This window comes from Polynucleobacter sp. MG-27-Goln-C1 (genome assembly GCF_018881905.1).
GTDB lineage: Bacteria > Pseudomonadota > Gammaproteobacteria > Burkholderiales > Burkholderiaceae > Polynucleobacter.
In genome coordinates this window covers 432,874-453,478 of record NZ_JACVPM010000002.1, presented here as the reverse complement: position 1 = coordinate 453,478, position 20,605 = coordinate 432,874, and the positions used below count along the sequence as shown (strand labels likewise).

Below are 20,605 nucleotides of genomic sequence, written 5' to 3'. Positions count from 1 at the left end.
ATCTAATTGACAGAATTATAAGCGTGCGGAGCTTCTTAGAATTGCTCTTCAGGCCTTACAAAACGCCATTTTCCAGGTGGCAAGGCGCCCAGAGAAATTCTGCCCATACGAACACGTTTTAGGCCTAAAACCCTTAGGCCAACCATTTCGCACATACGACGAATTTGACGCTTGCGACCCTCACGTAGAACAAAGCGAAGCTGGTCTTCGTTCTGCCAACTGACTTGAGCTGGCTTTAAAACAACCCCATCGAGTTCCAGGCCGTGTTTTAGACGATCTAGATCTTCAAAAGAGAGGGCGCCTTCAACTCGAACCAAATACTCCTTCTCAATAGGACTGTTTTCGCCGATGAGGAGTTTGGCAATACGCCCATCTTGGGTTAACACCAGCATGCCAGTAGAGTCGATATCGAGGCGGCCTGCAGGCGCTAAGCCGCGGGTATTAAAGCGTGGGTTGCGGCCCTTATCCAGTGGACTGGGAAAGTAATTGTCTGGGGTGATCAGTGAAGCAGCGGGCTGGTACTCTTGCTCATCATCGTAATGAGAGATAAAGCCTACAGGTTTATTCAGAATGACCGTAATCCGAGATGCTTGTTGTGCTTTGGCGCCGGATTGCAATTCAATTTTCTGATGACGAAAAGCCCGTGAGCCTAGCTCATTCACCACTTCACCATCAACGGTTACCAGGCCCTGCTCAATATAAGAGTCAGCCTCGCGACGAGAGCACAGACCTAATTCAGAGAGTAGCTTGGATACGCGTATTTTTTCTTCCATGACCATATTATCGGGCAAGCGGCGAATAACGTCGGCTTGACGAGGGTTATTATTTGCTTAGAGCGCCTTCTTCGGCCCTTGCCATCAATCCAGCAAAGGAAATGAAATTGACATCCACATTAAAAAAACCCCCAATTTATAAAATCCTTTACTTTCAGGTGCTTGTAGCTGTTGTGGTGGGCGTACTGCTGGGCCATTTATACCCATCCTTGGGTGTGGATATGAAGCCATTTGGCGACGCTTTCATCAAGGGCATCAAGATGCTGATTGCCCCGATCATCTTTTGCACTGTGGTGCTGGGTATCGCGGGTATGGAAGATATGAAGAAGGTGGGCAAGACCGGCGGCTTAGCCCTCCTCTATTTTGAGGTTGTGAGCACTATCGCACTCATAGTAGGTCTAGTAGTGGTCAATGTGCTTCAGCCAGGTGCGGGCATGAATATTGATCCTGCCAGTTTGGATACCAAGGGAATTGCTGCCTACACGGGACCAGGCAAGATGGCCACAACCACCGAGTTTTTACTAAACATTATTCCCAATACGGTAGTTGATGCTTTTGCAAAAGGGGAAATTCTGCAAGTGCTATTTATTGCCGTGTTGTTTGGGTTTGCATTGCATAAATTTGGCGGTAGAGGGACGATGGTGTTTGACTTGATCGAAAAGACTTCTCATGTTCTTTTTGACATCATTGGCATCGTCATGAAATTTGCCCCTATTGGCGCCTTTGGCGCAATGGCATTTACGATCGGAAAATATGGAGTGGGCTCTTTATTTTCTCTGGGAAAATTGATGGGCGCGTTTTATATCACCTGCTTACTTTTTGTATTTATTGTTCTTGGAACTATTGCGCGTTTGAATGGATTTAGCATTTTTAAGTTTGTACGCTATATCAAAGAAGAGTTGCTAATCGTTTTAGGAACATCCTCATCAGAGTCGGTATTGCCACGAATGATGGAAAAGATGGAGTTGCTGGGCGCAAAGAAAAGCTGCGTCGGTTTAGTTATCCCAACAGGATATTCATTCAACCTAGACGGCACTTCTATTTACTTAACCATGGCAGCAGTATTTATTGCGCAGGCTACAGATACGCCAATGACGATTACGCAGCAGGTTACCTTGTTGCTAGTTTTGCTTCTGACGTCTAAGGGCGCTGCAGGAATTACCGGTAGCGGTTTTATTGTCTTAGCCGCAACCTTATCTGCGGTAGGAAACGTACCTGTTGCGGGTCTGGCAATCATCTTGGGTATTGACCGCTTTATGTCTGAAGCACGCGCACTCACGAATTTAGTTGGTAACGGCGTAGCAACTATTGTTGTGGCGCGCTGGACGGGAGAATTAAACCAGCAGCAATTAACGGCTGCACTAAATCGCGATAGTTGGGTTGAGGCTCAGGAGCCGGAAGTGATTTTGGATCAAAAGCAAGACAAGATGCGCTAAACATTGCCTAGATCAGATTAACGATCTAGGTTCTGACAATATGTACGCTGCAAGGGGCCTCTTCAACAATCTTTGTCATAGAGGTCCGCCAAGGCGTTACTTTATTTGGTAGCTTATGAGATGCCCCAATCAAGATTAGGGAGGCATCATTGTCCTTGGCAAACTCCACAATACGACTCGCTGGATCAAGCGCCTCTAGTACGTGATACGAAATCCGTTCAGGCGGCAATTTCAGAGGTTTAGCCCACTCCATGAGCTGCACGAGATGACCTCGCACAATACCGCTGGCAGTTTCGCTTTCTTGATTGCCTTCAAAGGTTGGGGTGCTTGCAATAGTGCTCAGACACACGAGACGACTTTCTGGATAGGCTTGTAATAAATTCTTTGCGGTTGTTTGCATGCGTTCACGCAAGTCTTCATCTGATTGGCGCGTATCGATCGCCGCAATCATTAACGGCGCATCGTCATTTCCGATGCTAGGGCGCGGGCTTGGGGAGGGTTCGTAACCTGCTGCGCGGAACATGCGTTTGAGGTTTTCCCAAAAGCTCAGAGGATCAACTCGATCGGCACGCTCGGTAAGGGTAACGCTTTCATGGTCACGCAAAACTTGACGCAGACGTGTGGCGCTTTGATATCGATCTGCTGCGCGCGGCTCCAGGCAGCGCAAAACAATTTCTTGTAGCCAGCGCGGAATCTCTTTGCGAATGGCTCGGGGAGGAAAAGCCTGGGCCCACATTCTTTTTCGCAGGCCACTCATTGACTGCGGGTTACCAAAGGGAAGCTCGCCCGTTAGCAACTCATACATAATGACGCCGATAGAAAAGATATCGCTGCGATAGTCAGAGCGAATTCCGGTAACTTGCTCTGGCGAAATGTATGGCGCTGAACCAATTCCCTTACGCATTTCTTCTGCGAGCAAGTCGGGGAAGCGCGCATGATGCGATAAGCCAAAGTCAATTAAGGTGAGCTTGCCCTTATCGTCAATCAGAATATTTTCTGGCTTGATATCCAGGTGAATAGCATCTTGTGCATGCAGTGATTGCACAGCTTGTGCTAAATCAGCGCCAATCTTTACTACCTCATCAATCGTAAAAACCTTACCTTCTTTGATAAAGTCTTCTAGCGGTCTTCCTTCTACGCGTTCCATTGCAATATAGGGGCGCGTTGCCATATTGCCGGAGCCAAGATACTTGGGAACATAGGGACTCTTGAGCGAGCGCAGAATAGTGAGTTCAGTCTCAAAACCAATGAGGCTTTCAACAGGCTGATCCCTGCCTACCCTAGGAATTTTGAGAAGAATAGGAACATCAATCCCTTCTTTAGTTGCGGAGTACAAGCTGGCCATGCCGCCACGATGAACTTCTGCCCCCAGCACAAACCCATCAACTACTTTACCTTCTTGGAAAATCTCATCAACTGCCTCAATATCAGTATTAATCGACATAAGCTAATTATTTGCCTGTGATTAGGCGGTTGGCAAGGTCTTCTGGCAATCCAGCACGACGCACTTTATCTGCTGCTGTGAATTGATCGTAAGCTGTGCGATGAAAGGTGAGTACTTCTAACTCGGGCTCAAAAACAGCAAAGCAAGCCTCAGGATTTCCGTCTCGTGGCTGACCAAGCGAGCCAACCACTCCAACCCATTGACGATGACGCATTACTGGAACTTCATCGCCAGGATGCGGAGCAAAGCGAATTAACTTACCAACAGCACTTTGATAGAAGAGTGCTTGCTCGTGAGCATGGCCGACAAACGTATATGTCTTGCCAGAGTTTTGTACGCAACGCCAAGCACTCATGCTGTCGGTGATGTAGTTCCAGTCTGCTGGATTGTGTGCTGATGCGTGGACAAAACACATCGCATCTTCTTGAACCATTAATGGCAAGTCTTTTAGAAATTGCACTTGAGCAGGATTAAGTTGAGATTTAGTCCACTGAATTGCGGCATTTGCACTGGCATTCATTTGATGGCTGTGGTCTTCAAAGACTGCTTGATCATGATTGCCTAGGACTGCAATCGCTTTTTTATCGGCAACCATCTCGCCAATGCGATCAATTAGTGCGCCGGGATCGGCGTTGTAGCCAACAATATCTCCCAAGAAAACCATGCGAGTAACACCCAAATCTTTGGCCTGCTCCATACAAGCATCGAAAGCCTCTAAATTGCTATGTAGATCGGCAAAAAGCCCAATACGTTCAGTCATCCTTTAATGATAGGACAAAAGCCCTTCGAGAAGAAGAGTTAATAGGGCCCGACTTCGTTAAATGGCCTATTTTTAAAACGTTTATGAACCCAATAGTATTCAGCGGGTCTGAGTCTGATTTCTTGTTCAAAAATTTGGTTTAAGCGTGCGGTATCTGCTTCAGGGCTTTCGGTCGGAAAATTCTCAAGTGGTTTGCTGATGGTGCAAACATAACCAGCACCATTCTTTTTTAGGGTCGTGATCATCATGCACACTTCCGCCCCTGTGATTTTGGCAAGTCGCGATACAGCCGTGATCGTATTGGTTTGAATATTAAAAAATGGAACGAAGGTGGAGTCTTTCAGGCCCAAATCGATATCAGGCGCAATGATGATGAAGCTACCCTTACGAATTTCTCGAATGAGCTCAAGAGAATTTCCTTGGCGGTCAATAGAATTTCCACCAAAGCGATTACGCCACTCAATTATTTTTCTATTAAAGAAAGGACTTTTCATTCTTTGGAAAAATCCCGATGTACGCGGCCAACCTCTATCGTGAGCAAGGGCGCTCAAAATAATGCTGCCCTCAATTCCAATAAAATGCATATTCACTAAGATGCGCGGCTTTCTATCGCTCAGATCGACCTCTGCCCGAACTTCTATCATGTCGTCTAGCTGTTTTTTTGTGCCGAGCCAGATAATGCTTTTCTCTACCAGGCTGCGACCCAGTAATCGCCAATGTTCTTTTCTAAGTTCGTTAATTTCGTTTGCGCTGAGTTCGGGAAAGCATAGTTCTAAATTTTTTTGAACCACACGATTGCGATCACTGGGAATGAGTGCCGCAAGATTGCCCAAGCCATAGCCAATAGAGACTAGGGTCTTATAGGGAAGCGATACTAGAAATCGAAGTAGCGCAACGCCAGAATTATTTGAAAAGTTTTTAAACAAAACTTAATTTATTCAGAGTCGTAGCGAGATAGGGATTTAGCGTAGCGTACATTCATTTCTTCGGTAGAGCTAATCGACATACCCAAATCATTTACTAAGCCAGTCTCAAGTCGATAAGCCCAGCCATGAACTGTTAGATCTTGCCCTCTCGCCCATGCATCTTGAACGATCGTGGTTTCACAAACGTTCACTACTTGCTCGATAACATTGAGTTCGCACAAACGATCTTGTCGTTTTGGGGTAGGTATAACGTCGCCAAGGTAACGCTCATGTTTTTGATGCACATCCTTAACGTGGCGCAACCAATTGTCAGCAAGTCCAACGCGTTTATCAGTTAGGGCAGCATGCACGCCAGAGCAGCCATAATGACCCACCACCAAAATGTGCTTGACCTTTAAGAGGTCAATTGCAAATTGAATTACGGATAAGCAGTTCAGATCGGTATGAACCACCACATTGGCAACATTACGGTGCACAAAGAGTTCACCCGGCAGCAAATTAACAATGTCATTTGCGGGTACACGGCTGTCTGAGCAGCCAATCCAAAGATATTCTGGTGCCTGTTGTGAAACTAGACGCTTAAAAAAATCAGCGTCCTTGGCAATCATCGCTTCTGCCCATTCGCGATTATTGGCAAATAGCTGGTCTAAGGCTCTGGAGTTCTTCATAATCATGTTTTGAGTTTAAAGTACTTTAATGATGCCTATTTGGTTAAAACAAACCCCCGCTGGCATTGTTCTTAATTTACATTGCCAACCAGGCGCAAAGCTGACCAAGGTAGTTGGTCTTCATGATGGCTGTCTCAAGATATCCCTGCAGGCCCCGGCCCTAGAAAACAGGGCGAATGAGATGTTGTTGTCCTGGCTTTCTAAGCGCTTAAGAGTGCCCCAAAAACAAATTCAGCTCTTATCGGGACAAAATAGCCGTGTAAAGCGGGTAGAAATCTGGGGCTCAATCACCCCAGAGCAGATTGCTGAAGCTTTAAGTCCCTAAGGGCTTACCAAAAGATAGCCCAGAGAATTCCTAAAATCAAAACCCATTTGCCGATGTAATAAACACTGCGGTGTTTTGCCTTAAGCTTTTTCGCTTGCGCCCTTAAGTGATAAAAGTACTTAAAGAGGATGTTTACAAATCCTACCTTCTCTCCTGCAACGTTTTGGGAGGAGGCGGCACTCATCACGTAGCGCCCAAACCAGTGATTAAATAACTGCACCACTTTAGTGTGAACGGGCCGTTCCACATCGCAAAACAAGACAATGCGCTGATGATCCGTCTCATTGGCGGCATAGTGAATGTAAGTTTCATCAAACATGACTGGCTCACCATCTTTCCAGAAATAACGCTCCCCATCTACGTCGATAAAGCATTTGGGATCGTTTGGGGTGACTAGGCCAATGTGATAGCGCAAGGAGCCCGCATAGGGGTCTCGGTGTCTTACTAGCGTTGCTCCTGGGGGTAGTGAGGCAAACATCGCAGCCTTGATCGAGGGGATCGATTTGAGGAGGGCAACGGTTTTAGGGCATTGGAGTTGTGCAGAGGGCATTTCTTTGCCATACCAGCAGAGGTGAAAGCGTTTCCAGCCCGTCCGAAAGAAAGAGTTAAACCCAATATCGTTGTATCCCGTAGCAGCAGCGATTGCACCATCCGCGTTTAAAGCAAGCGCTTCATCGCGGATGATCTGCCAATTATCTTGGAGGGGCTTCATTTCAGGAAAGTCTGCAACTGGAATAAATGCCCCAGCCTTAGTTTTCGAGAATAAATAGAGGAGGCAGTTAACCGGCGCTAAAAGAACTTGATAGTCTGTTAGTGAGCGCACTAAGCCAAATCGAACTTTGCCCCTGAAGTAGACATAAACAGCCGAAACAACAAAGATCAAAAAGATGACGTGACGTAGTTCCATTAGATTTACCAATTAGCGTTAATACTAATATTTTAATTTGTATGGAGCGTCATTTCATCCCTATTTTTGTAATGAATATGCTCAAATGTTGATTAGGGTCAAAACAGACCGCTGTGAATGCACCTAATTAGGGCTGCAGAGATGATTTGTTAAGGAAAACCACATGAATGGATTCGTAAAATGGCTTTTAAGCCTTGTATTGATTGGCCTGGCTGGCTTAGCAGCATATACCTGGATTATGCTCAATTGGAGCTATGGCAGCGGTGAGCGTGCCGGATACGTCCAGAAATTTTCCAACCGCGGTTATGTATGTAAAACCTGGGAAGGCGAATTGGCTATGGTTTCAATGCCGGGAACCATGTCAGAAAAATTCCTCTTTACGGTGCGTGAAGATGCTGTGGCGCAAAAAATCAATGCCAATTTGGGTAAAAAAGTTGCCCTTAAATATGATCAGCACATCGGATTGCCTACAAGCTGTTTTGGCGATACCGAGTATTTTGTATCAGATGTAACAGTTCTAGAAGAGTAAAAAAGCAGCAATAAAAAAATTTGCTGTGACGCAGCTTTATTTTTGTAATTTTTTGTGGTTAAAATCATGTAAGCGCACTGTGCGCTGACATCAATATCTATAAGGAGCTTCACTTGAACAAAGCAGAACTAATCGCAGCGATTGCTGACGACGCTGAGATCTCAAAAGCCAAAGCTGAATTTGCATTGAATTCTGCTATTGAGCAAATCATTAAAGCTGTTACTAAAGGCGACTCAGTACAGCTGATCGGTTTCGGTACTTTTGCTTCTGGTAAGCGCGCTGCACGTATGGGCCGTAACCCAAAAACTGGCGAGCCACTCAAAATTGCTGCTGCTAAAACTGTTAAGTTTTCTGCTGGTAAAGCATTTAAAGATTCAGTTAACAAGCGTAAGAAGTAATTCTTGCTTTGTTGATGAAAAAGCCCGGCATGCCGGGCTTTTTTGTTTCTGGAGATGGCGCTGCAATCTTGCATGATTGCTAAATCTAATTTTCAGCTTTGTACTAAACGTCGATGGCGATGAATGCTCATCAAAATCCCGGCTCCAAATCCCAGTGTTACTAAGGCGGTGCCACCGTAACTGATGAAGGGCAATGGAACGCCTACAACAGGCAATAGGCCACTTACCATCCCGATATTGACAAATGCGTAGGTAAAGAAAATCAGCGTCACTGATGCGCCTAGTAGTCGCGTAAAAAGATTGGGCGCGCTAGCAGAGATGGCTAGACCCCTTTTAATTAGAGCGAAGAAAAGCGCTAGTAAGACCAAGTTGCCTAGTAAGCCAAATTCTTCAGAGAAAACGGCAAAGACAAAGTCGGTATGTTTTTCTGGAATAAATTCAAGATGGGCTTGCGTACCCTGGAACCAGCCTTTACCGAAAAATCCACCCGAGCCAATTGCAATCATGGATTGAATTGTATGAAAACCTTTTCCAAGAGGATCACTACTTGGATCAAGCAAAGTACAGACTCGATGCTTTTGGTAGTTATGAACAAATGGCCAAACAACATCATGTGCACAAATCATGTTGCCAAAAATAATGATGAGAATGATTCCAAAAGCACCAAGACCAACAAATGGCAGAATCCATTTCCAGGGCAGTCCTGCCAAAATAATCACGTACATGCCCGCAGCGAAAACTAAGAGTGCTGTGCCTAGATCGGGCTGACGCGCAATCAGGAATACCGGAATAATAAGAATGATGGCTGCCACTCCATAGTCCCAAGATTTTTGAATGCCTTCGCGCTTCTGAAAGTACCAAGCCAACATCAGTGGCATAGCAATTTTCATGAGCTCTGATGGCTGAATTACGAAACCAATATTGAGCCAACGTCGCGCACCTTTCTTGATCAGTCCAAATACAGCGACTGCTACCAATAGCGCAACTCCAATTCCATAAATCCATACTGCGGCCATCTCTAACCACTTTGGTGGAATGCGAGAGACGATCCACATAACGGCAAATGAAAGCGCTAGGTTGCGGAGCTCATCTTCAAATCGAACCGGCGTATTTTGACTTGCGGATAAAAAAGTAAGAAACCCAACTCCCGCTAAGCCAAGCAGAATAAGGCCTAGCTGGCGGTCAAGCCCGCTAAAAATACTTAGAAATATTTTCTTGGTTTTACTTATGGCGCTCTTTTCCATTCAGGAATCTCCTTTGGCCATTTACCTTCAAGATAAAAATCGAGTGCTTTGCGTGCAATTGGTGCGGCATGTTGCGCACCAAATCCTGCATTCTCAACGACCATGGCAATCACGATGGTTGGTTTTTCTGCGGGAGCAAAAGCAATATATAAAGCATGGTCTCGTAAAAATTCTGCAGTGGCTCCATGCTTGTACTCTTTCGAATTCAAGCTAAATACTTGCGCTGTTCCTGTCTTGCCGCCCACTTGATAGCCCGTACCTTTAAACACAGAGGCAGAGGTTCCAGAATTGTTAACTTCAACCATTGCTTTCTTAATGACTTCAATGTTTTCGGGAACAAGATCGATGCGATAACTTTCTTTAGGTGTTGTGAGGGTGCGATTTCTTGTGAAGGGATCTTCAATTGCCTTCACTAAGTGTGGCTTCATCACAATGCCATTGTTTGCCATGTTGGCCATAGCATGTGCCAACTGCAAAATAGTGAATGCGTTATAGCCTTGGCCAATACCAAGAGAAATTGTTTCGCCTTCATACCATTTTTGCTGCTCTGGCTTTTTGAAAGTATTTTTCTTCCACTCGGTAGATGGCAGAACACCTTTGGATTCACCCTGCAAGTCGATCCCGGTAATTTGCCCAAAGCCAAATGGTTTCATGAAGTCATACATCATGTTGACGCCCATATCGCGCGCCAACATGTAATAGTAGGTATCGCATGATTCAACGATAGACTTTTGCATATCAACAATGCCGTGCCCACCTTTTTTGTCATCGCGGAAGGTATGATTTCCAAAATCAAAATAACCTGGATCTGAAATAGTTTGTGATGGTGTGCGCTTCTTGGTTTCTAAAGCTGCAAGCGCCATAAATGGTTTATATGTTGATCCCGGTGGGTAGATGCCTTTAAGTGGGCGGTTATACAGTGGCTTTTGCGGGGAGTCATTCAACTCTTTCCACGTCACTGAATCAATGCCCTCTACGAAATCGTTTGGATTAAAGTTGGGCTTGGATACAAATGCCAAGATGTCACCAGTCTCAGGTTCAATCGCTACGAATGCACCGCGGAAATTTCCGTAGAGTTGTTCCACTAAGTATTGCAGCTTGATGTCCACTGACAACACTACATTTTTGCCGGGTATTGAAGGTGAGCTAGAGAGTGTGCGTACTGGTTTACCGCCCGCAGTAATTTCTACTTGATCGTAGCCTGGCACTCCACGCAGAACAGTTTCATAACTTTGCTCCAAGCCAATCTTGCCAACATACTGAATGCCTGGCAAAAAAGAAGTCTGCAATGCATCTGGATCATCCGCCTTGGAGTTCTCAATTTCCGCCTGCATTTTCTCTTTGTCTCTTTGAGAAACGCGTCCGATATAGCCAATTAAATGGGAGGCTAACTCGTTATATGGGTACTCTCGGAAACTACGGGCGCGGATCTCTACGCCTGGGAATCGGTAGCGATTGGCCATAAATCGGGCTGTTTCAGCCTCGGTGAGCATCGATCTGAGTGGAAAAGTGCCCATTTTTCGAGAATCTTCCAGGGAGCGCTTGAAATTTCGGCGATCGCGCGGGGAAATCAACACAATTTGAGAGAGTTCGTCGATAAGATCATCGACATTGCCTTTAACTTCCTCAGCGTTCACATCCAAGGTCAAGGCTGAATAATTTCTACCAATCACAATGCCATTGCGATCTATGAGCAGACCCCGATTGGCTGGGGCGGGTACAAGGGCAATACGGTTATTCTCGGCTAATAAGGCATATTTGCCGTGACTCACGAGCTGCAGCCAAACCAATCGTGTAATTAATAATAAAAAGCAGAAGGTGACAAATAGAGTCGCAATATGAATTCGCTCTTGAAACGAATCGAGATCTGGTTTTTTAAACGAAACCATACCGCTCTCTAAATTGGACGATTGTGATCAACGTCGATGGGGCGACGTTGGGGTGACAACAAGATGCGTGTTGCCACGGGCCACAGCAATGCCTCAATAAGAGCCTGAATAGCGCCAGTTAAGGCCCACCAATGCACCTCACCGCTTAATAGCCAATGGGCCAGTACTGGAAACAAAGAAACCAATAAGAAGATGGGCAAAAGATGCAGGGCTTGCGTTAAAACATTTAAGGCAATGATTCGGCGATGCCAAGAAATGGCAAGGTAGGCTACCAGTGAGTAGCTAAATGCATGAAGGCCCAATAAGTCAGAGTTGTGGACATCCATCAAAAGACCAAGAATGAAGGCGATGATGACGCCGACATAGCGATGCTGATGGATATTCCAGAACACGATGCAAATAATGAGCCAGTCTGGCACCCAGCCGTAATTACCAATTGGCAGAAGATTGAGCAATAGAGCGCAAAACAAGCTGAAATAAATAAAGACCGGATTTACCGGGCGCAGAATGTAGCCGCTTTGAAAATCGATCATTGCATGCCTCGCGCACGAGTTTGGCGGCGACCTGGAGTATTGGTCAGGGGTGCGCCAGGCTTGCTAGTGGCAGTGGATGCTTTTGCATCCCACTGTGGATCGTAAAGCAGGGCTAAAGCTTGGCGGTAGCGATTCACTGCTGCAACTGGTACGCAAAATACATTTGAAGAGTTTTTGTCGGCATTACGTTCTATGCGGCTAATGACTGCCACTGCAAAGCCGGGCGGGTAGATACCATCGATGCCCGAGGTAATCAGTACATCACCCACTTCTAAATCGCTCGCCACGGGAAGATAGCGAAGTTCAAGTGGGTTGCCGCGCCCCGCACCAAATACTGCTGCTCTTAAGCCATTGCGAGCTACCTGAACTGGTACCGCAAAGTCACGATCTTCTAGTAAAGAGACTTCTGCAGAGCGATCGTAAATACGTACTACTTGGCCTAAGATGCCGGAGTCATTTGCAATGGGGTTGCCCAGCTTCAGGCCGTCGTCGCTCCCACGATTAATCACAATGCGCTGAGAAATTGGATTGGGTGGATTAAATAAAATTTCTACTGGCAATGTTTTAAATGGAACGTGCTTTTGCAAATCCATTAGCTGACGTAGATTTTGATTTTCTACAAGAAGAAATTCAGATTGGTTGGCAAGCAAAGAGAGCTCTGCTTGACGTACTTTCATTTCTTGATTTTCTTTATCCAGCGTTCCGCGACTGGTGAAATATTCTGATGTCGCTTCATACGCATTGCGCGGCATCATCATCACATACTCTAGCGGGCGCAATATCCAATTAACGTTATTGCGAATCGGATCAAGTGCTTTAAAGCGAAAATCGATCAACATCAATGCGATGCTGATCGATAGACAGACAATCAGTTTGACTAAAGCCGGAACGCCTTGTCTGAAAAGAGGAGGAGCGCTATGTTGCAATTCCCTAATCGACGCTTAGGTCAATTACTCTTGAGAGAACACGCCGCCCAACTTATCCATGCGCTCTAAAGCAATACCGCAACCACGAGCGACGCAAGTGAGGGGATCTTCTGCAACATGAATAGGAAGGCCAGTTTCTTCGAGCAGTAAGCGATCGAGGTCACGCAATAGTGCGCCACCACCGGTCAGCATCATGCCGCGCTCAGCGATGTCGGAGGCAAGCTCGGGAGGAATTTGTTCTAGAGCCGCTTTAACTGCAGTTACGATTTGATTCAATGGGTCAGTTAAGGCTTCGAGTACTTCATTACTTGTCACAGTGAAGCTACGTGGAATACCTTCAGAAAGATTGCGACCCTTTACTTCCATCTCACGAACTTCTTGTCCTGGGAATGCAGAGCCAATCGTTTTCTTAATTAACTCAGCAGTTTGTTCGCCGATCAACATGCCGTAGTTACGGCGGATGTAATTGGTGATTGCTTCATCAAACTTATCGCCACCAACACGAACAGAGCCTTTGTAAACCATGCCGCCCAATGACATGACGCCAACTTCAGTTGTACCGCCGCCGATATCAACAACCATCGAACCAGCCGCTTCAGAAACTGGCAGACCCGCACCAATTGCAGCAGCCATTGGTTCTTCAATCAAAAATACTTGTGATGCGCCTGCACCCAAAGCAGATTCACGAATTGCGCGACGCTCAACTTGGGTGGATCCACAAGGAACGCAAATGATGATGCGTGGGCTTGGCTTTAAAAGCTTGCTCTCGTGCACCATTTTGATAAATTGCTTGAGCATTTGCTCGGTAATTGTGAAATCGGCAATAACGCCGTCTTTCATAGGGCGAATAGCCTCAATATTTCCAGGAACACGACCCAACATGGCTTTTGCTTCTTTTCCAACCGCCAAAATGGTCTTTTTGCCATTTGGGCCGCCTTCAGTGCGAATTGCCACGACTGACGGTTCATCAAGCACAATACCTCGTTCACGCATGTAAATTAAGGTGTTGGCGGTACCTAGGTCGATGGCCAGGTCATTAGAAAAGTAGCTGCGGAAAAAACCAAACATGATGTAGTGGGAAAATAAGTAAGTGTTAAAAAATATATATAGGAATGATACTCTAGCGCCCCATGAAACTTGATGATGTCCAGCGCATTGCGCACCTTTCCAGCCTTGAGTTAAGTCAGGCAGAAGCCGAGGCAGTTTTGCCCCAATTACAGGCAGTTTTTGCCCTGGTTGAGGAGATGCAGGCCGTCGATACCAGCGGCCTTGCCCCTTTGGCTCACCCAATCCTCTTTTTGCGTGATTTGGCGCAACCCCTGCGTAGTGATGCGGTGACGGAAGTCGATGATCGCGCCGAAAACATGCAATCTGCCCCTGCTGTGCAGGAAGGCTACTTCTTAGTTCCGCGGGTGATCGAATGAGCTGGCACCAAACCCCCATCGCCTTAATGGCCAAAGCCTTGGCTACTAAAGAGGTCTCTAGCACTGAGCTGACAAAGTACTTTCTTGATCGCATTGAGGCCGGAAAGCACTGGAATGCATATCTTGATGTAAGTGCTCACTTAAGTTTAGAGCAAGCATCTAAAGCAGATAAAATTATTGCCTCAGGCAAAGCTGGAAAATTGACAGGTATCCCCGTTGCCCATAAAGACGTCTTTGTAACCCGTGGCTGGAAGTCCACTGCAGCATCCAAAATGCTCGAGGGTTACCTCAGTCCATTTGATGCCACGGTAGTCGCGAATCTCGGAATTCCGGATGAACTGAATCCCAATGGTGCCGGCATGGTTTGCCTTGGCAAGACCAATATGGATGAGTTCGCAATGGGCTCCTCTAATGAAAATTCAGCCTATGGGCCTGTCTTAAACCCTTGGAATTCAGAATACGTTGCAGGCGGCTCCTCTGGAGGCTCTGCAGCGGCAGTGGCTGCAGGATTGGCTCCGATTGCGACAGGTACAGATACTGGTGGCTCCATACGTCAGCCAGCTGCTTTTTGCGGCCTGACTGGGATCAAGCCAAGTTACGGGCGCGTATCTCGCTACGGAATGATTGCTTATGCCTCTTCATTAGATCAGGCTGGCCCAATGGGTAAGACCGCAGAAGACTGCGCTTTGTTGCTATCGGCAATGTCTTCCCATGATCCGCGGGACTCTACTTCCTTGGCAGATTCTGGGGAGGACTACGGTCGTTTCCTCACTCAGCCGTGGAAAGAGGGCGGCTCTAATCCAGCAAAACCCTTAGAAGGCTTGCGCGTTGGCTTGCCAAAAGAATTCTTCGCGGAAGGCCTTGCGCCAGAGGTGGCTAATGCGGTCAATGCTGCAGCAAAAGCCTTGCAAGATTTGGGCGCAGAGTTACTTGAAGTAAGCCTCCCTAAAACTAAGTTATCCATCCCGGTGTATTACGTTTTAGCGCCAGCCGAAGCCTCAAGCAATTTGAGTCGCTTTGATGGGGTGCGTTATGGACACCGAGCAAATGAATATCGTGATTTATCTGATATGTATAAGAAGTCTCGTACCGAAGGTTTTGGTGCAGAGGTAAAGCGTCGGATCTTGGTTGGAACCTATGTGCTTTGTCATGGTTATTACGATGCCTATTACTTGCAGGCTCAAAAAATTCGTCGCATCATTGCAGCTGATTTTCAGGCGGCATTTGAGAAATGTGATGTGATCTTGGGACCAGTTGCACCGGATGTTGCATGGCGTTTGGGTGAAAAATCAAAAGATCCAGTGCAGATGTATTTAGAGGACATTTACACGCTCTCAACTAATTTAGCAGGGCTGCCGGCGATGAGTGTTCCTTGTGGCTTTAATTCAAGCAATCTTCCAATCGGCATGCAGCTCATTGGTAATTATTTTTCTGAAGCGCGCTTACTTCAAGTGGCGCATCAATATCAGCAAAATAGTGATTGGCATTTGCGTCAAGCAAGCGAGGTGGCATGATGCAATGGGAAATCGTTATTGGTCTAGAGACCCACGCGCAACTTCAAACGCAATCGAAAATTTTCAGCGGTGCGAGTACGCGTTTTGGTGCCGGCCCAAATACCCAAGCCTGTGCCGTTGACTTAGCTTTGCCTGGCGTTTTGCCGGTATTGAATCGTCAAGCAGTTGAACACGCCATTCGTTTTGGTTTGGCGGTCAATGCCAAGATTTCGCCGGCGAGTATTTTTGCGCGGAAGAATTATTTCTATCCCGACTTACCAAAGGGATACCAGATCAGTCAGATGGATCTCCCGGTAGTTGTGGGTGGCCATCTGGAAATCTTAGTCGGCGATCAAGTCAAAGTAGTTGAGCTCACACGCGCCCATATGGAAGAGGACGCAGGTAAGTCGGTTCATGAGGAGGGCTTCCTAGGCCCTCATGGCGAAGCATCCAGTGGCATAGATTTAAATCGTGCCGGCACACCATTGCTAGAAATTGTGACTGAGCCAGTGATGCGCAGTGCTGCAGAAGCAGTTGCGTATGCAAAAGCTTTACATACATTGGTGATGTGGTTGGGTGTTTGTGACGGCAATATGCAAGAAGGCTCTTTCCGTTGTGATGCAAACGTATCTGTTCGACCTGTTGGCCAAAAAGAATTCGGCACACGTTGCGAAATTAAAAACTTGAACTCCTTCCGCTTTTTGGAGGAGGCCATTCAATATGAAGTACATCGTCAAATTGAATTAATTGAAGATGGCGGTACAGTCGTTCAAGAAACCCGCTTATACGATCCTGATCGTCAAGAGACTCGCAGCATGCGCAGTAAAGAGGATGCTAACGACTATCGCTATTTCCCGGATCCAGATTTATTGCCGGTAGTGATTGATGATGCATGGATTGCCGATGTGCGCAGCAAGATGCCAGCATTACCAGCACAGCTTCGTGAGCAATGGCAAGGCGAATTTGGTTTGAGTGCTTACGATGCGCAATTGCTCACGCAAGATCGTGACACTGCCAAAGTATTTGAAGAGCTTCTGGCTATTGTTGGCAAGTCTTTGGCAAAAGCTGCGGCCAATCTGATTGCGGGTGAGTTCGCTTCATCACTGAATCGTGCTGGTATTGCCACTGCAGATGCGCCTTTGAAAGCAGAGCACTTAGCGCCACTATTAACTCGTGTAGCAGATGGGACCATCTCTAACAAGATCGCAAAAGATATCTTTGCAATTCTGTGGGAAGAGGCTATCACCGGCAAAGTTATTAGCACTGTAGATCAAGTAATTGATGCCAAAGGCCTGAAGCAGATCAGTGATAGTGGTGAGCTTGAAGCCATGATTGATAAGGTGTTGGCGGCTAACGAGAAGTCTGTTGAAGAGTTCCGCTCTGGCAAGGAAAAAGCATTTAATGCTTTGGTTGGTCAGATCATGAAAGCTTCACAAGGCAAAGCCAATCCAGGTCAGGTGAACGAGCTTCTGCGTAAAAAGCTGAGCTAAAAAAGTTAAATCAGAAAATAAGCGAGAAAGACATAGATGAGCGCAATCGATCCTAAGCAAGCCGAACAAGAAGAATTGGTGGCGGAGTGGTTACGCGCTACCCCAGGTTTTTTTGAGCGCTATGCCAATCTCTTAAACGAAATTCGCTTGAAACATCCACATGAAGATCGTGCAATCTCCTTGCAAGAGCGTCAGATGACTTTATTGCGCACACAGAATCAAGAGCTCAATCGTCGTCTTAGTGAGATGCTGCACTTTGGTAGTCGCAATGACAAAACTCAACAGAGCTTAGTTGCTTGGTTGTTGCGTCTGATGCGTGCAAATACAAAGGCAGATGTGGAGTCTGCGGTGACTGCTGGATTGGCAGAAGTTTTTGAAGTGGAGTCGGCGCATCTCCTTGCCCCTAATACGGCATTTGGCCCTTGGATTGATACGCCTCTATGTGGTTCTGCCAAAGAGTTGGCTGCTGCTAGCGTGGATTTGTTGGCAACTCAAGTGAGCATTGATCCTGAGTGGCAAAGCATGGTGGCTATTGGCTTACCGTTAGGTAAAAGTATTGGAACAGTGCAATCACCAGCCGTGCTTTTACTAGCAAGTAAAGACGAGTCTCGCTTTACTGCGGATATGGGCGCATTCTATTTGCGTCAGATTGCTGAACTCACTGCTGCAGCTTTGGATCGTATCCAGGCTTATGAGCCAAGCACCAGCTGATCTTCATTCCTTGGTGCAAGAGTATCTGCACGAGCTGCATGTATTAAGGCAGCTGTCACCTCATACGCTTAAAGCGTACCGCATGGATCTCGGTGAGTTGCAGGCATTGGCAGCGGATGATGCTGTTGATTTATTAAAAGTTTCCAATGCACATGTTCGTCGCTGGGCTGGCCGCTTGCACTCCAAAGGAAAGTCGTCTCGCACGATTGCTAGGGCGCTTTCTGCTTGGCGTGGTTGGTATGACTGGTTGACTGAGAAAGATGCCCGTCGTGATGCGCAGGCGGGAAGAGTCACTGCAAACTTAGTCGCCAACCCTGTTGATGATGTGAAGGCGCCTAAGCGCTTGAAGTCTTTGCCTAAAGCGCTTTCGGTTGAGCAGGCGCTCTCTTTGGTAAATCAAGCCGTAAAAGAGGCTGAAGAAAAGAAAGATCTGGAGTCGATACGTGACGCAGCAATCATCGATTTGCTGTATTCCTCAGGCCTTCGTTTATCAGAGCTGCTGGGTATTGACGTAATGCAAAGCAAAGATCGCCAGCAGGAGTCTGCCGGGTGGTTGGATTGGGATGCTGCAGAAGTAACGGTTTTGGGTAAGGGTGGCAAGCGCCGCTCAGTCCCGATTGGCGGACCTGCAATGCAATCTCTCAAGGTCTGGCGTACCGTCCGCGACCAGTTGGAGCAGTCAGATGTATCGATGGCTTTATTTATCTCTGCTACGGGTGCGCGTTTATCTCCCCGGACGGTACAGGCGCGCCTTCGGACTTTAGCAATGAGGGCTGGGCTGCCAACCCATGTGCATCCGCACATGATGCGTCATAGCTTCGCTAGCCATGTTCTGCAATCGTCCCAAGATTTGCGAGCAGTACAGGAGATGCTGGGGCATGCCAGCATCGCTAGTACGCAGATTTACACCTCTTTGGATTTCCAGCACCTAGCGCAGGCATACGATAAAGCCCATCCTCGCGCAAAGGCTGGCAAAGCCTGAGGAACTCGGTAAGATAGAAGGTTTCCCATTTGGGAAATGTATTTATAGATTTTGAATGGATCAATGATGGCGTTAATTCCGGTAACAATTCTCACAGGCTTTTTAGGCAGTGGCAAAACGACTTTGCTCAAACACATCTTGACTGAAGAGCATGGCAAAAAAATCGCCGTGATTGAAAACGAGTTTGGCGAAGAGAATATCGATAACGACATCTTGGTTCAAGACAATCAAGAGAATATTGTGCAAATGAGTAATGGCTGTATTTGCTGCACGATTCGCGGTGATCTGGTGGAGGCGCTTAATTCATTGTGGGAACAGCGTAAAGATAAAAAAATTAGCTTTGATCGCGTAGTCATTGAGACGACTGGTGTGGCTAATCCAGGCCCAGTAGCGCAAACATTCTTTATGGATGATGATGTTGCGGATCATTACGTATTGGATGCGGTGGTCACACTAGTGGATGCCAAGCACGGCCCACAACAATTGACTGAACATGAAGAAGTGCAACGCCAAGTGGGCTTTGCTGATCAAATCTTCATTACCAAGACTGATTTGGTGACACCTGCTGAAGTGGATGCCTTACGCAATCGTTTGATGCATATGAATCCCCGCGCCCCAATTCAGGGTATTTCCAAAGGAGTGGTTCCTTTGGATGCCGTTTTGGATCTCAAGGGCTTTAATTTGAACGCGAAGCTCGATATTGACCCCCACTTCTTGCAGCAAGATGATCATGACCACGCTACTTGTGGCCACGATCACAGTCATGACCACCATGATCACAGCACTTGTGGGCATGACCACAGTCACGATCATCATGGCCATGCGGGCCATACAGACCGTATCCAATCCTTCGTTTTTCGTAGTGATAAACCCTTTGATCATAAAAAATTAGAGGACTTCCTGGGAGGCATTTTGGAGGTCTTCGGAGAGAAGATGTTGCGCTATAAAGGCGTCCTCTATGTGAAGGGAACTAACCGAAAAGTCGTGTTCCAGGGTGTCCATCAGATGATGGGGAGCGATATGGCGGGTTTATGGGGTACCGAACCGAAGCAAACAAGGATGGTCTTTATTGGCATCGATTTGCCTAAAGACACCCTGCTGGCTGGGCTTGAAGGCTGTTTGGCCTAGGAAATATCAAGTACAATCCGGCGCCACGGTCAATATTGGTAAATATTGGCAAAAGGGCGGTAAAAGTTTGGCAGAATGAAGTAATAATGGTTTAGATCCATGGAAAGAATGAAATGACGGTAAAAACACCAACGAAATCTTCGGCTACAGCAAAAGCGCCTAGTAAGGCTGCAAGTGCAAAGGCTGCTAAGGGTGCCCCTTTAACAGAGGTTGAATTGCTCAAGATGTCCGAAAAGGACTATATGAATGCAGCTCAACTTGATTTTTTCCGTCAAAAGCTTCTGACCTTAAAAGACGATATTTTGAAAAATGCTTCTGAAACTACAGAGCATTTGCGTGAAAACATTTTGGTTCCCGATCCCGCGGATCGTGCAACGATTGAAGAGGAGCACGCTCTTGAGTTGCGCACACGTGATCGTGAGCGCAAGCTATTGAAAAAAGTAGAGCAGGCTTTGGCTCGCATTGAGTCTGGTGATTACGGTTGGTGTGAAGAAACTGGTGAGCCGATTGGTTTAAACCGTTTAATTGCGCGCCCAACAGCCAATCTTTCTCTCGAGGCGCAAGAGCGTCGTGAGCTTCGTCAAAAGTTGTTTGGCGATTAATTACCAGATCAAATTAA

General features: G+C 46.7%; 22 protein-coding genes. 11 read left to right on the top strand and 11 right to left on the bottom strand.

The window, feature by feature from the left end:
* Positions 1–35: 35 nt before the first annotated feature.
* Positions 36–773 (bottom strand): pseudouridine synthase, encoded by a 738-nt coding sequence (locus tag ICN14_RS06335; protein ID WP_216225664.1) that lies wholly within the window; start codon positions 771–773, stop codon positions 36–38.
* A gap of 101 nt (positions 774–874) precedes the next feature.
* Here ICN14_RS06335 and ICN14_RS06330 point away from each other — a divergent pair, with 101 nt between their 5' ends.
* Positions 875–2,209: a dicarboxylate/amino acid:cation symporter gene (locus ICN14_RS06330; RefSeq protein ID WP_216225663.1), complete on the top strand. Its 1,335-nt coding sequence runs from the start codon at positions 875–877 to the stop codon at positions 2,207–2,209.
* Between the two features lie 25 nt (positions 2,210–2,234).
* Here the strand turns inward: ICN14_RS06330 and ICN14_RS06325 are convergent, their stop codons facing one another.
* The 4 genes from ICN14_RS06325 to can are packed head-to-tail and all read right to left on the bottom strand — an operon-like array spanning position 2,235 to position 6,013.
* Positions 2,235–3,653, bottom strand: a complete 1,419-nt coding sequence (locus tag ICN14_RS06325) for a protein kinase (RefSeq protein WP_216225662.1) — start codon at positions 3,651–3,653, stop codon at positions 2,235–2,237.
* A 7-nt stretch (positions 3,654–3,660) separates the two neighbouring features.
* On the bottom strand, positions 3,661–4,413 hold the full coding sequence (locus ICN14_RS06320; protein WP_216225661.1) for a metallophosphoesterase: 753 nt from the start codon (positions 4,411–4,413) through the stop codon (positions 3,661–3,663).
* Between the two features lie 38 nt (positions 4,414–4,451).
* Positions 4,452–5,339 carry a lipid A biosynthesis acyltransferase gene (locus tag ICN14_RS06315; protein ID WP_216225660.1) on the bottom strand — a complete coding sequence of 296 codons (888 nt, stop codon included), beginning with the start codon at positions 5,337–5,339 and terminating at the stop codon, positions 4,452–4,454.
* Positions 5,340–5,347: 8 nt separating this feature from the next.
* On the bottom strand, positions 5,348–6,013 hold the full coding sequence (gene can, locus ICN14_RS06310; protein ID WP_216225659.1) for a carbonate dehydratase: 666 nt from the start codon (positions 6,011–6,013) through the stop codon (positions 5,348–5,350).
* A 25-nt stretch (positions 6,014–6,038) separates the two neighbouring features.
* Here can and ICN14_RS06305 point away from each other — a divergent pair, with 25 nt between their 5' ends.
* Positions 6,039–6,332 (top strand): DUF167 domain-containing protein, encoded by a 294-nt coding sequence (locus ICN14_RS06305; protein ID WP_216225658.1) that lies wholly within the window; start codon positions 6,039–6,041, stop codon positions 6,330–6,332.
* A 4-nt stretch (positions 6,333–6,336) separates the two neighbouring features.
* On the opposite strand, the gene ICN14_RS06300 is transcribed toward ICN14_RS06305, so the two are convergent.
* Positions 6,337–7,239, bottom strand: coding sequence for an aspartyl/asparaginyl beta-hydroxylase domain-containing protein (locus ICN14_RS06300; protein ID WP_216225657.1), 903 nt, complete (start codon positions 7,237–7,239; stop codon positions 6,337–6,339).
* Between the two features lie 163 nt (positions 7,240–7,402).
* Between ICN14_RS06300 and ICN14_RS06295 the strand changes: the two genes are divergently transcribed.
* A complete protein-coding gene (locus ICN14_RS06295; protein WP_216225656.1) occupies positions 7,403–7,768 on the top strand; it encodes a hypothetical protein in 366 nt (121 codons plus the stop codon).
* 77 nt (positions 7,769–7,845) lie between these two features.
* Positions 7,846–8,166 (top strand): HU family DNA-binding protein, encoded by a 321-nt coding sequence (locus ICN14_RS06290; protein WP_143742185.1) that lies wholly within the window; start codon positions 7,846–7,848, stop codon positions 8,164–8,166.
* Positions 8,167–8,258: 92 nt separating this feature from the next.
* On the opposite strand, the gene rodA is transcribed toward ICN14_RS06290, so the two are convergent.
* The 5 genes from rodA to ICN14_RS06265 are packed head-to-tail and all read right to left on the bottom strand — an operon-like array spanning position 8,259 to position 13,826.
* Entirely contained in the window at positions 8,259–9,410 is a 1,152-nt protein-coding gene (gene rodA, locus ICN14_RS06285; protein WP_216225655.1) for a rod shape-determining protein RodA, read from the bottom strand.
* A complete protein-coding gene (gene mrdA, locus ICN14_RS06280) occupies positions 9,392–11,299 on the bottom strand; it encodes a penicillin-binding protein 2 (protein ID WP_216225654.1) in 1,908 nt (635 codons plus the stop codon). Before mrdA ends, rodA begins: the two co-directional genes overlap by 19 nt.
* An 8-nt stretch (positions 11,300–11,307) precedes the next feature.
* Entirely contained in the window at positions 11,308–11,832 is a 525-nt protein-coding gene (mreD, locus tag ICN14_RS06275) for a rod shape-determining protein MreD (RefSeq protein ID WP_216225653.1), read from the bottom strand.
* Positions 11,829–12,758 (bottom strand): rod shape-determining protein MreC, encoded by a 930-nt coding sequence (gene mreC / locus ICN14_RS06270; RefSeq protein WP_216225652.1) that lies wholly within the window; start codon positions 12,756–12,758, stop codon positions 11,829–11,831. Before mreC ends, mreD begins: the two co-directional genes overlap by 4 nt.
* A gap of 24 nt (positions 12,759–12,782) precedes the next feature.
* Positions 12,783–13,826, bottom strand: coding sequence for a rod shape-determining protein (locus ICN14_RS06265; protein WP_015422176.1), 1,044 nt, complete (start codon positions 13,824–13,826; stop codon positions 12,783–12,785).
* Between the two features lie 62 nt (positions 13,827–13,888).
* On the opposite strand from ICN14_RS06265, the gene gatC reads away from it, so the two are divergent.
* From gatC to dksA, 7 genes are all read left to right on the top strand, one after another.
* Entirely contained in the window at positions 13,889–14,182 is a 294-nt protein-coding gene (gene gatC / locus ICN14_RS06260; protein WP_216225651.1) for an Asp-tRNA(Asn)/Glu-tRNA(Gln) amidotransferase subunit GatC, read from the top strand.
* Positions 14,179–15,696, top strand: coding sequence for an Asp-tRNA(Asn)/Glu-tRNA(Gln) amidotransferase subunit GatA (gene gatA, locus ICN14_RS06255; RefSeq protein ID WP_216225650.1), 1,518 nt, complete (start codon positions 14,179–14,181; stop codon positions 15,694–15,696). Before gatC ends, gatA begins: the two co-directional genes overlap by 4 nt.
* Positions 15,696–17,165, top strand: coding sequence for an Asp-tRNA(Asn)/Glu-tRNA(Gln) amidotransferase subunit GatB (gatB, locus tag ICN14_RS06250; protein ID WP_216225945.1), 1,470 nt, complete (start codon positions 15,696–15,698; stop codon positions 17,163–17,165). The genes gatA and gatB overlap by 1 nt, the downstream gene beginning before the upstream one ends.
* Positions 17,166–17,201: 36 nt before the next feature.
* Positions 17,202–17,876 carry a DUF484 family protein gene (locus ICN14_RS06245; protein ID WP_216225649.1) on the top strand — a complete coding sequence of 225 codons (675 nt, stop codon included), beginning with the start codon at positions 17,202–17,204 and terminating at the stop codon, positions 17,874–17,876.
* A complete protein-coding gene (locus ICN14_RS06240; protein ID WP_216225648.1) occupies positions 17,857–18,858 on the top strand; it encodes a tyrosine recombinase XerC in 1,002 nt (333 codons plus the stop codon). The genes ICN14_RS06245 and ICN14_RS06240 overlap by 20 nt, the downstream gene beginning before the upstream one ends.
* A 63-nt stretch (positions 18,859–18,921) precedes the next feature.
* Complete coding sequence (locus tag ICN14_RS06235) at positions 18,922–19,986, top strand: GTP-binding protein (RefSeq protein ID WP_216225647.1); 1,065 nt, start codon at positions 18,922–18,924, stop codon at positions 19,984–19,986.
* Positions 19,987–20,210: 224 nt separating this feature from the next.
* On the top strand, positions 20,211–20,588 hold the full coding sequence (gene dksA, locus ICN14_RS06230) for an RNA polymerase-binding protein DksA (protein ID WP_062307316.1): 378 nt from the start codon (positions 20,211–20,213) through the stop codon (positions 20,586–20,588).
* Positions 20,589–20,605 lie beyond the last annotated feature (17 nt).

What these genes read in the sequence shown, in the direction of transcription:
- ICN14_RS06265 (WP_015422176.1), bottom strand. Translation starts at nt 13,826, where the DNA reads ATGTTTGGTTTTTTCCGCAGCTACTTTTCTAATGACCTGGCCATCGAC.
- gatB (WP_216225945.1), top strand. Translation starts at nt 15,696, where the DNA reads ATGCAATGGGAAATCGTTATTGGTCTAGAGACCCACGCGCAACTTCAA.
- ICN14_RS06295 (WP_216225656.1), top strand. Translation starts at nt 7,403, where the DNA reads ATGAATGGATTCGTAAAATGGCTTTTAAGCCTTGTATTGATTGGCCTG.
- gatA (WP_216225650.1), top strand. Translation starts at nt 14,179, where the DNA reads ATGAGCTGGCACCAAACCCCCATCGCCTTAATGGCCAAAGCCTTGGCT.
- mrdA (WP_216225654.1), bottom strand. Translation starts at nt 11,299, where the DNA reads ATGGTTTCGTTTAAAAAACCAGATCTCGATTCGTTTCAAGAGCGAATT.
- gatC (WP_216225651.1), top strand. Translation starts at nt 13,889, where the DNA reads ATGAAACTTGATGATGTCCAGCGCATTGCGCACCTTTCCAGCCTTGAG.
- ICN14_RS06320 (WP_216225661.1), bottom strand. Translation starts at nt 4,413, where the DNA reads ATGACTGAACGTATTGGGCTTTTTGCCGATCTACATAGCAATTTAGAG.
- can (WP_216225659.1), bottom strand. Translation starts at nt 6,013, where the DNA reads ATGATTATGAAGAACTCCAGAGCCTTAGACCAGCTATTTGCCAATAAT.
- ICN14_RS06325 (WP_216225662.1), bottom strand. Translation starts at nt 3,653, where the DNA reads ATGTCGATTAATACTGATATTGAGGCAGTTGATGAGATTTTCCAAGAA.
- dksA (WP_062307316.1), top strand. Translation starts at nt 20,211, where the DNA reads ATGTCCGAAAAGGACTATATGAATGCAGCTCAACTTGATTTTTTCCGT.
- ICN14_RS06305 (WP_216225658.1), top strand. Translation starts at nt 6,039, where the DNA reads ATGCCTATTTGGTTAAAACAAACCCCCGCTGGCATTGTTCTTAATTTA.
- ICN14_RS06235 (WP_216225647.1), top strand. Translation starts at nt 18,922, where the DNA reads ATGATGGCGTTAATTCCGGTAACAATTCTCACAGGCTTTTTAGGCAGT.
- ICN14_RS06330 (WP_216225663.1), top strand. Translation starts at nt 875, where the DNA reads ATGAAATTGACATCCACATTAAAAAAACCCCCAATTTATAAAATCCTT.
- ICN14_RS06245 (WP_216225649.1), top strand. Translation starts at nt 17,202, where the DNA reads ATGAGCGCAATCGATCCTAAGCAAGCCGAACAAGAAGAATTGGTGGCG.
- rodA (WP_216225655.1), bottom strand. Translation starts at nt 9,410, where the DNA reads ATGGAAAAGAGCGCCATAAGTAAAACCAAGAAAATATTTCTAAGTATT.
- ICN14_RS06300 (WP_216225657.1), bottom strand. Translation starts at nt 7,239, where the DNA reads ATGGAACTACGTCACGTCATCTTTTTGATCTTTGTTGTTTCGGCTGTT.
- ICN14_RS06335 (WP_216225664.1), bottom strand. Translation starts at nt 773, where the DNA reads ATGGAAGAAAAAATACGCGTATCCAAGCTACTCTCTGAATTAGGTCTG.
- mreD (WP_216225653.1), bottom strand. Translation starts at nt 11,832, where the DNA reads ATGATCGATTTTCAAAGCGGCTACATTCTGCGCCCGGTAAATCCGGTC.
- ICN14_RS06240 (WP_216225648.1), top strand. Translation starts at nt 17,857, where the DNA reads ATGAGCCAAGCACCAGCTGATCTTCATTCCTTGGTGCAAGAGTATCTG.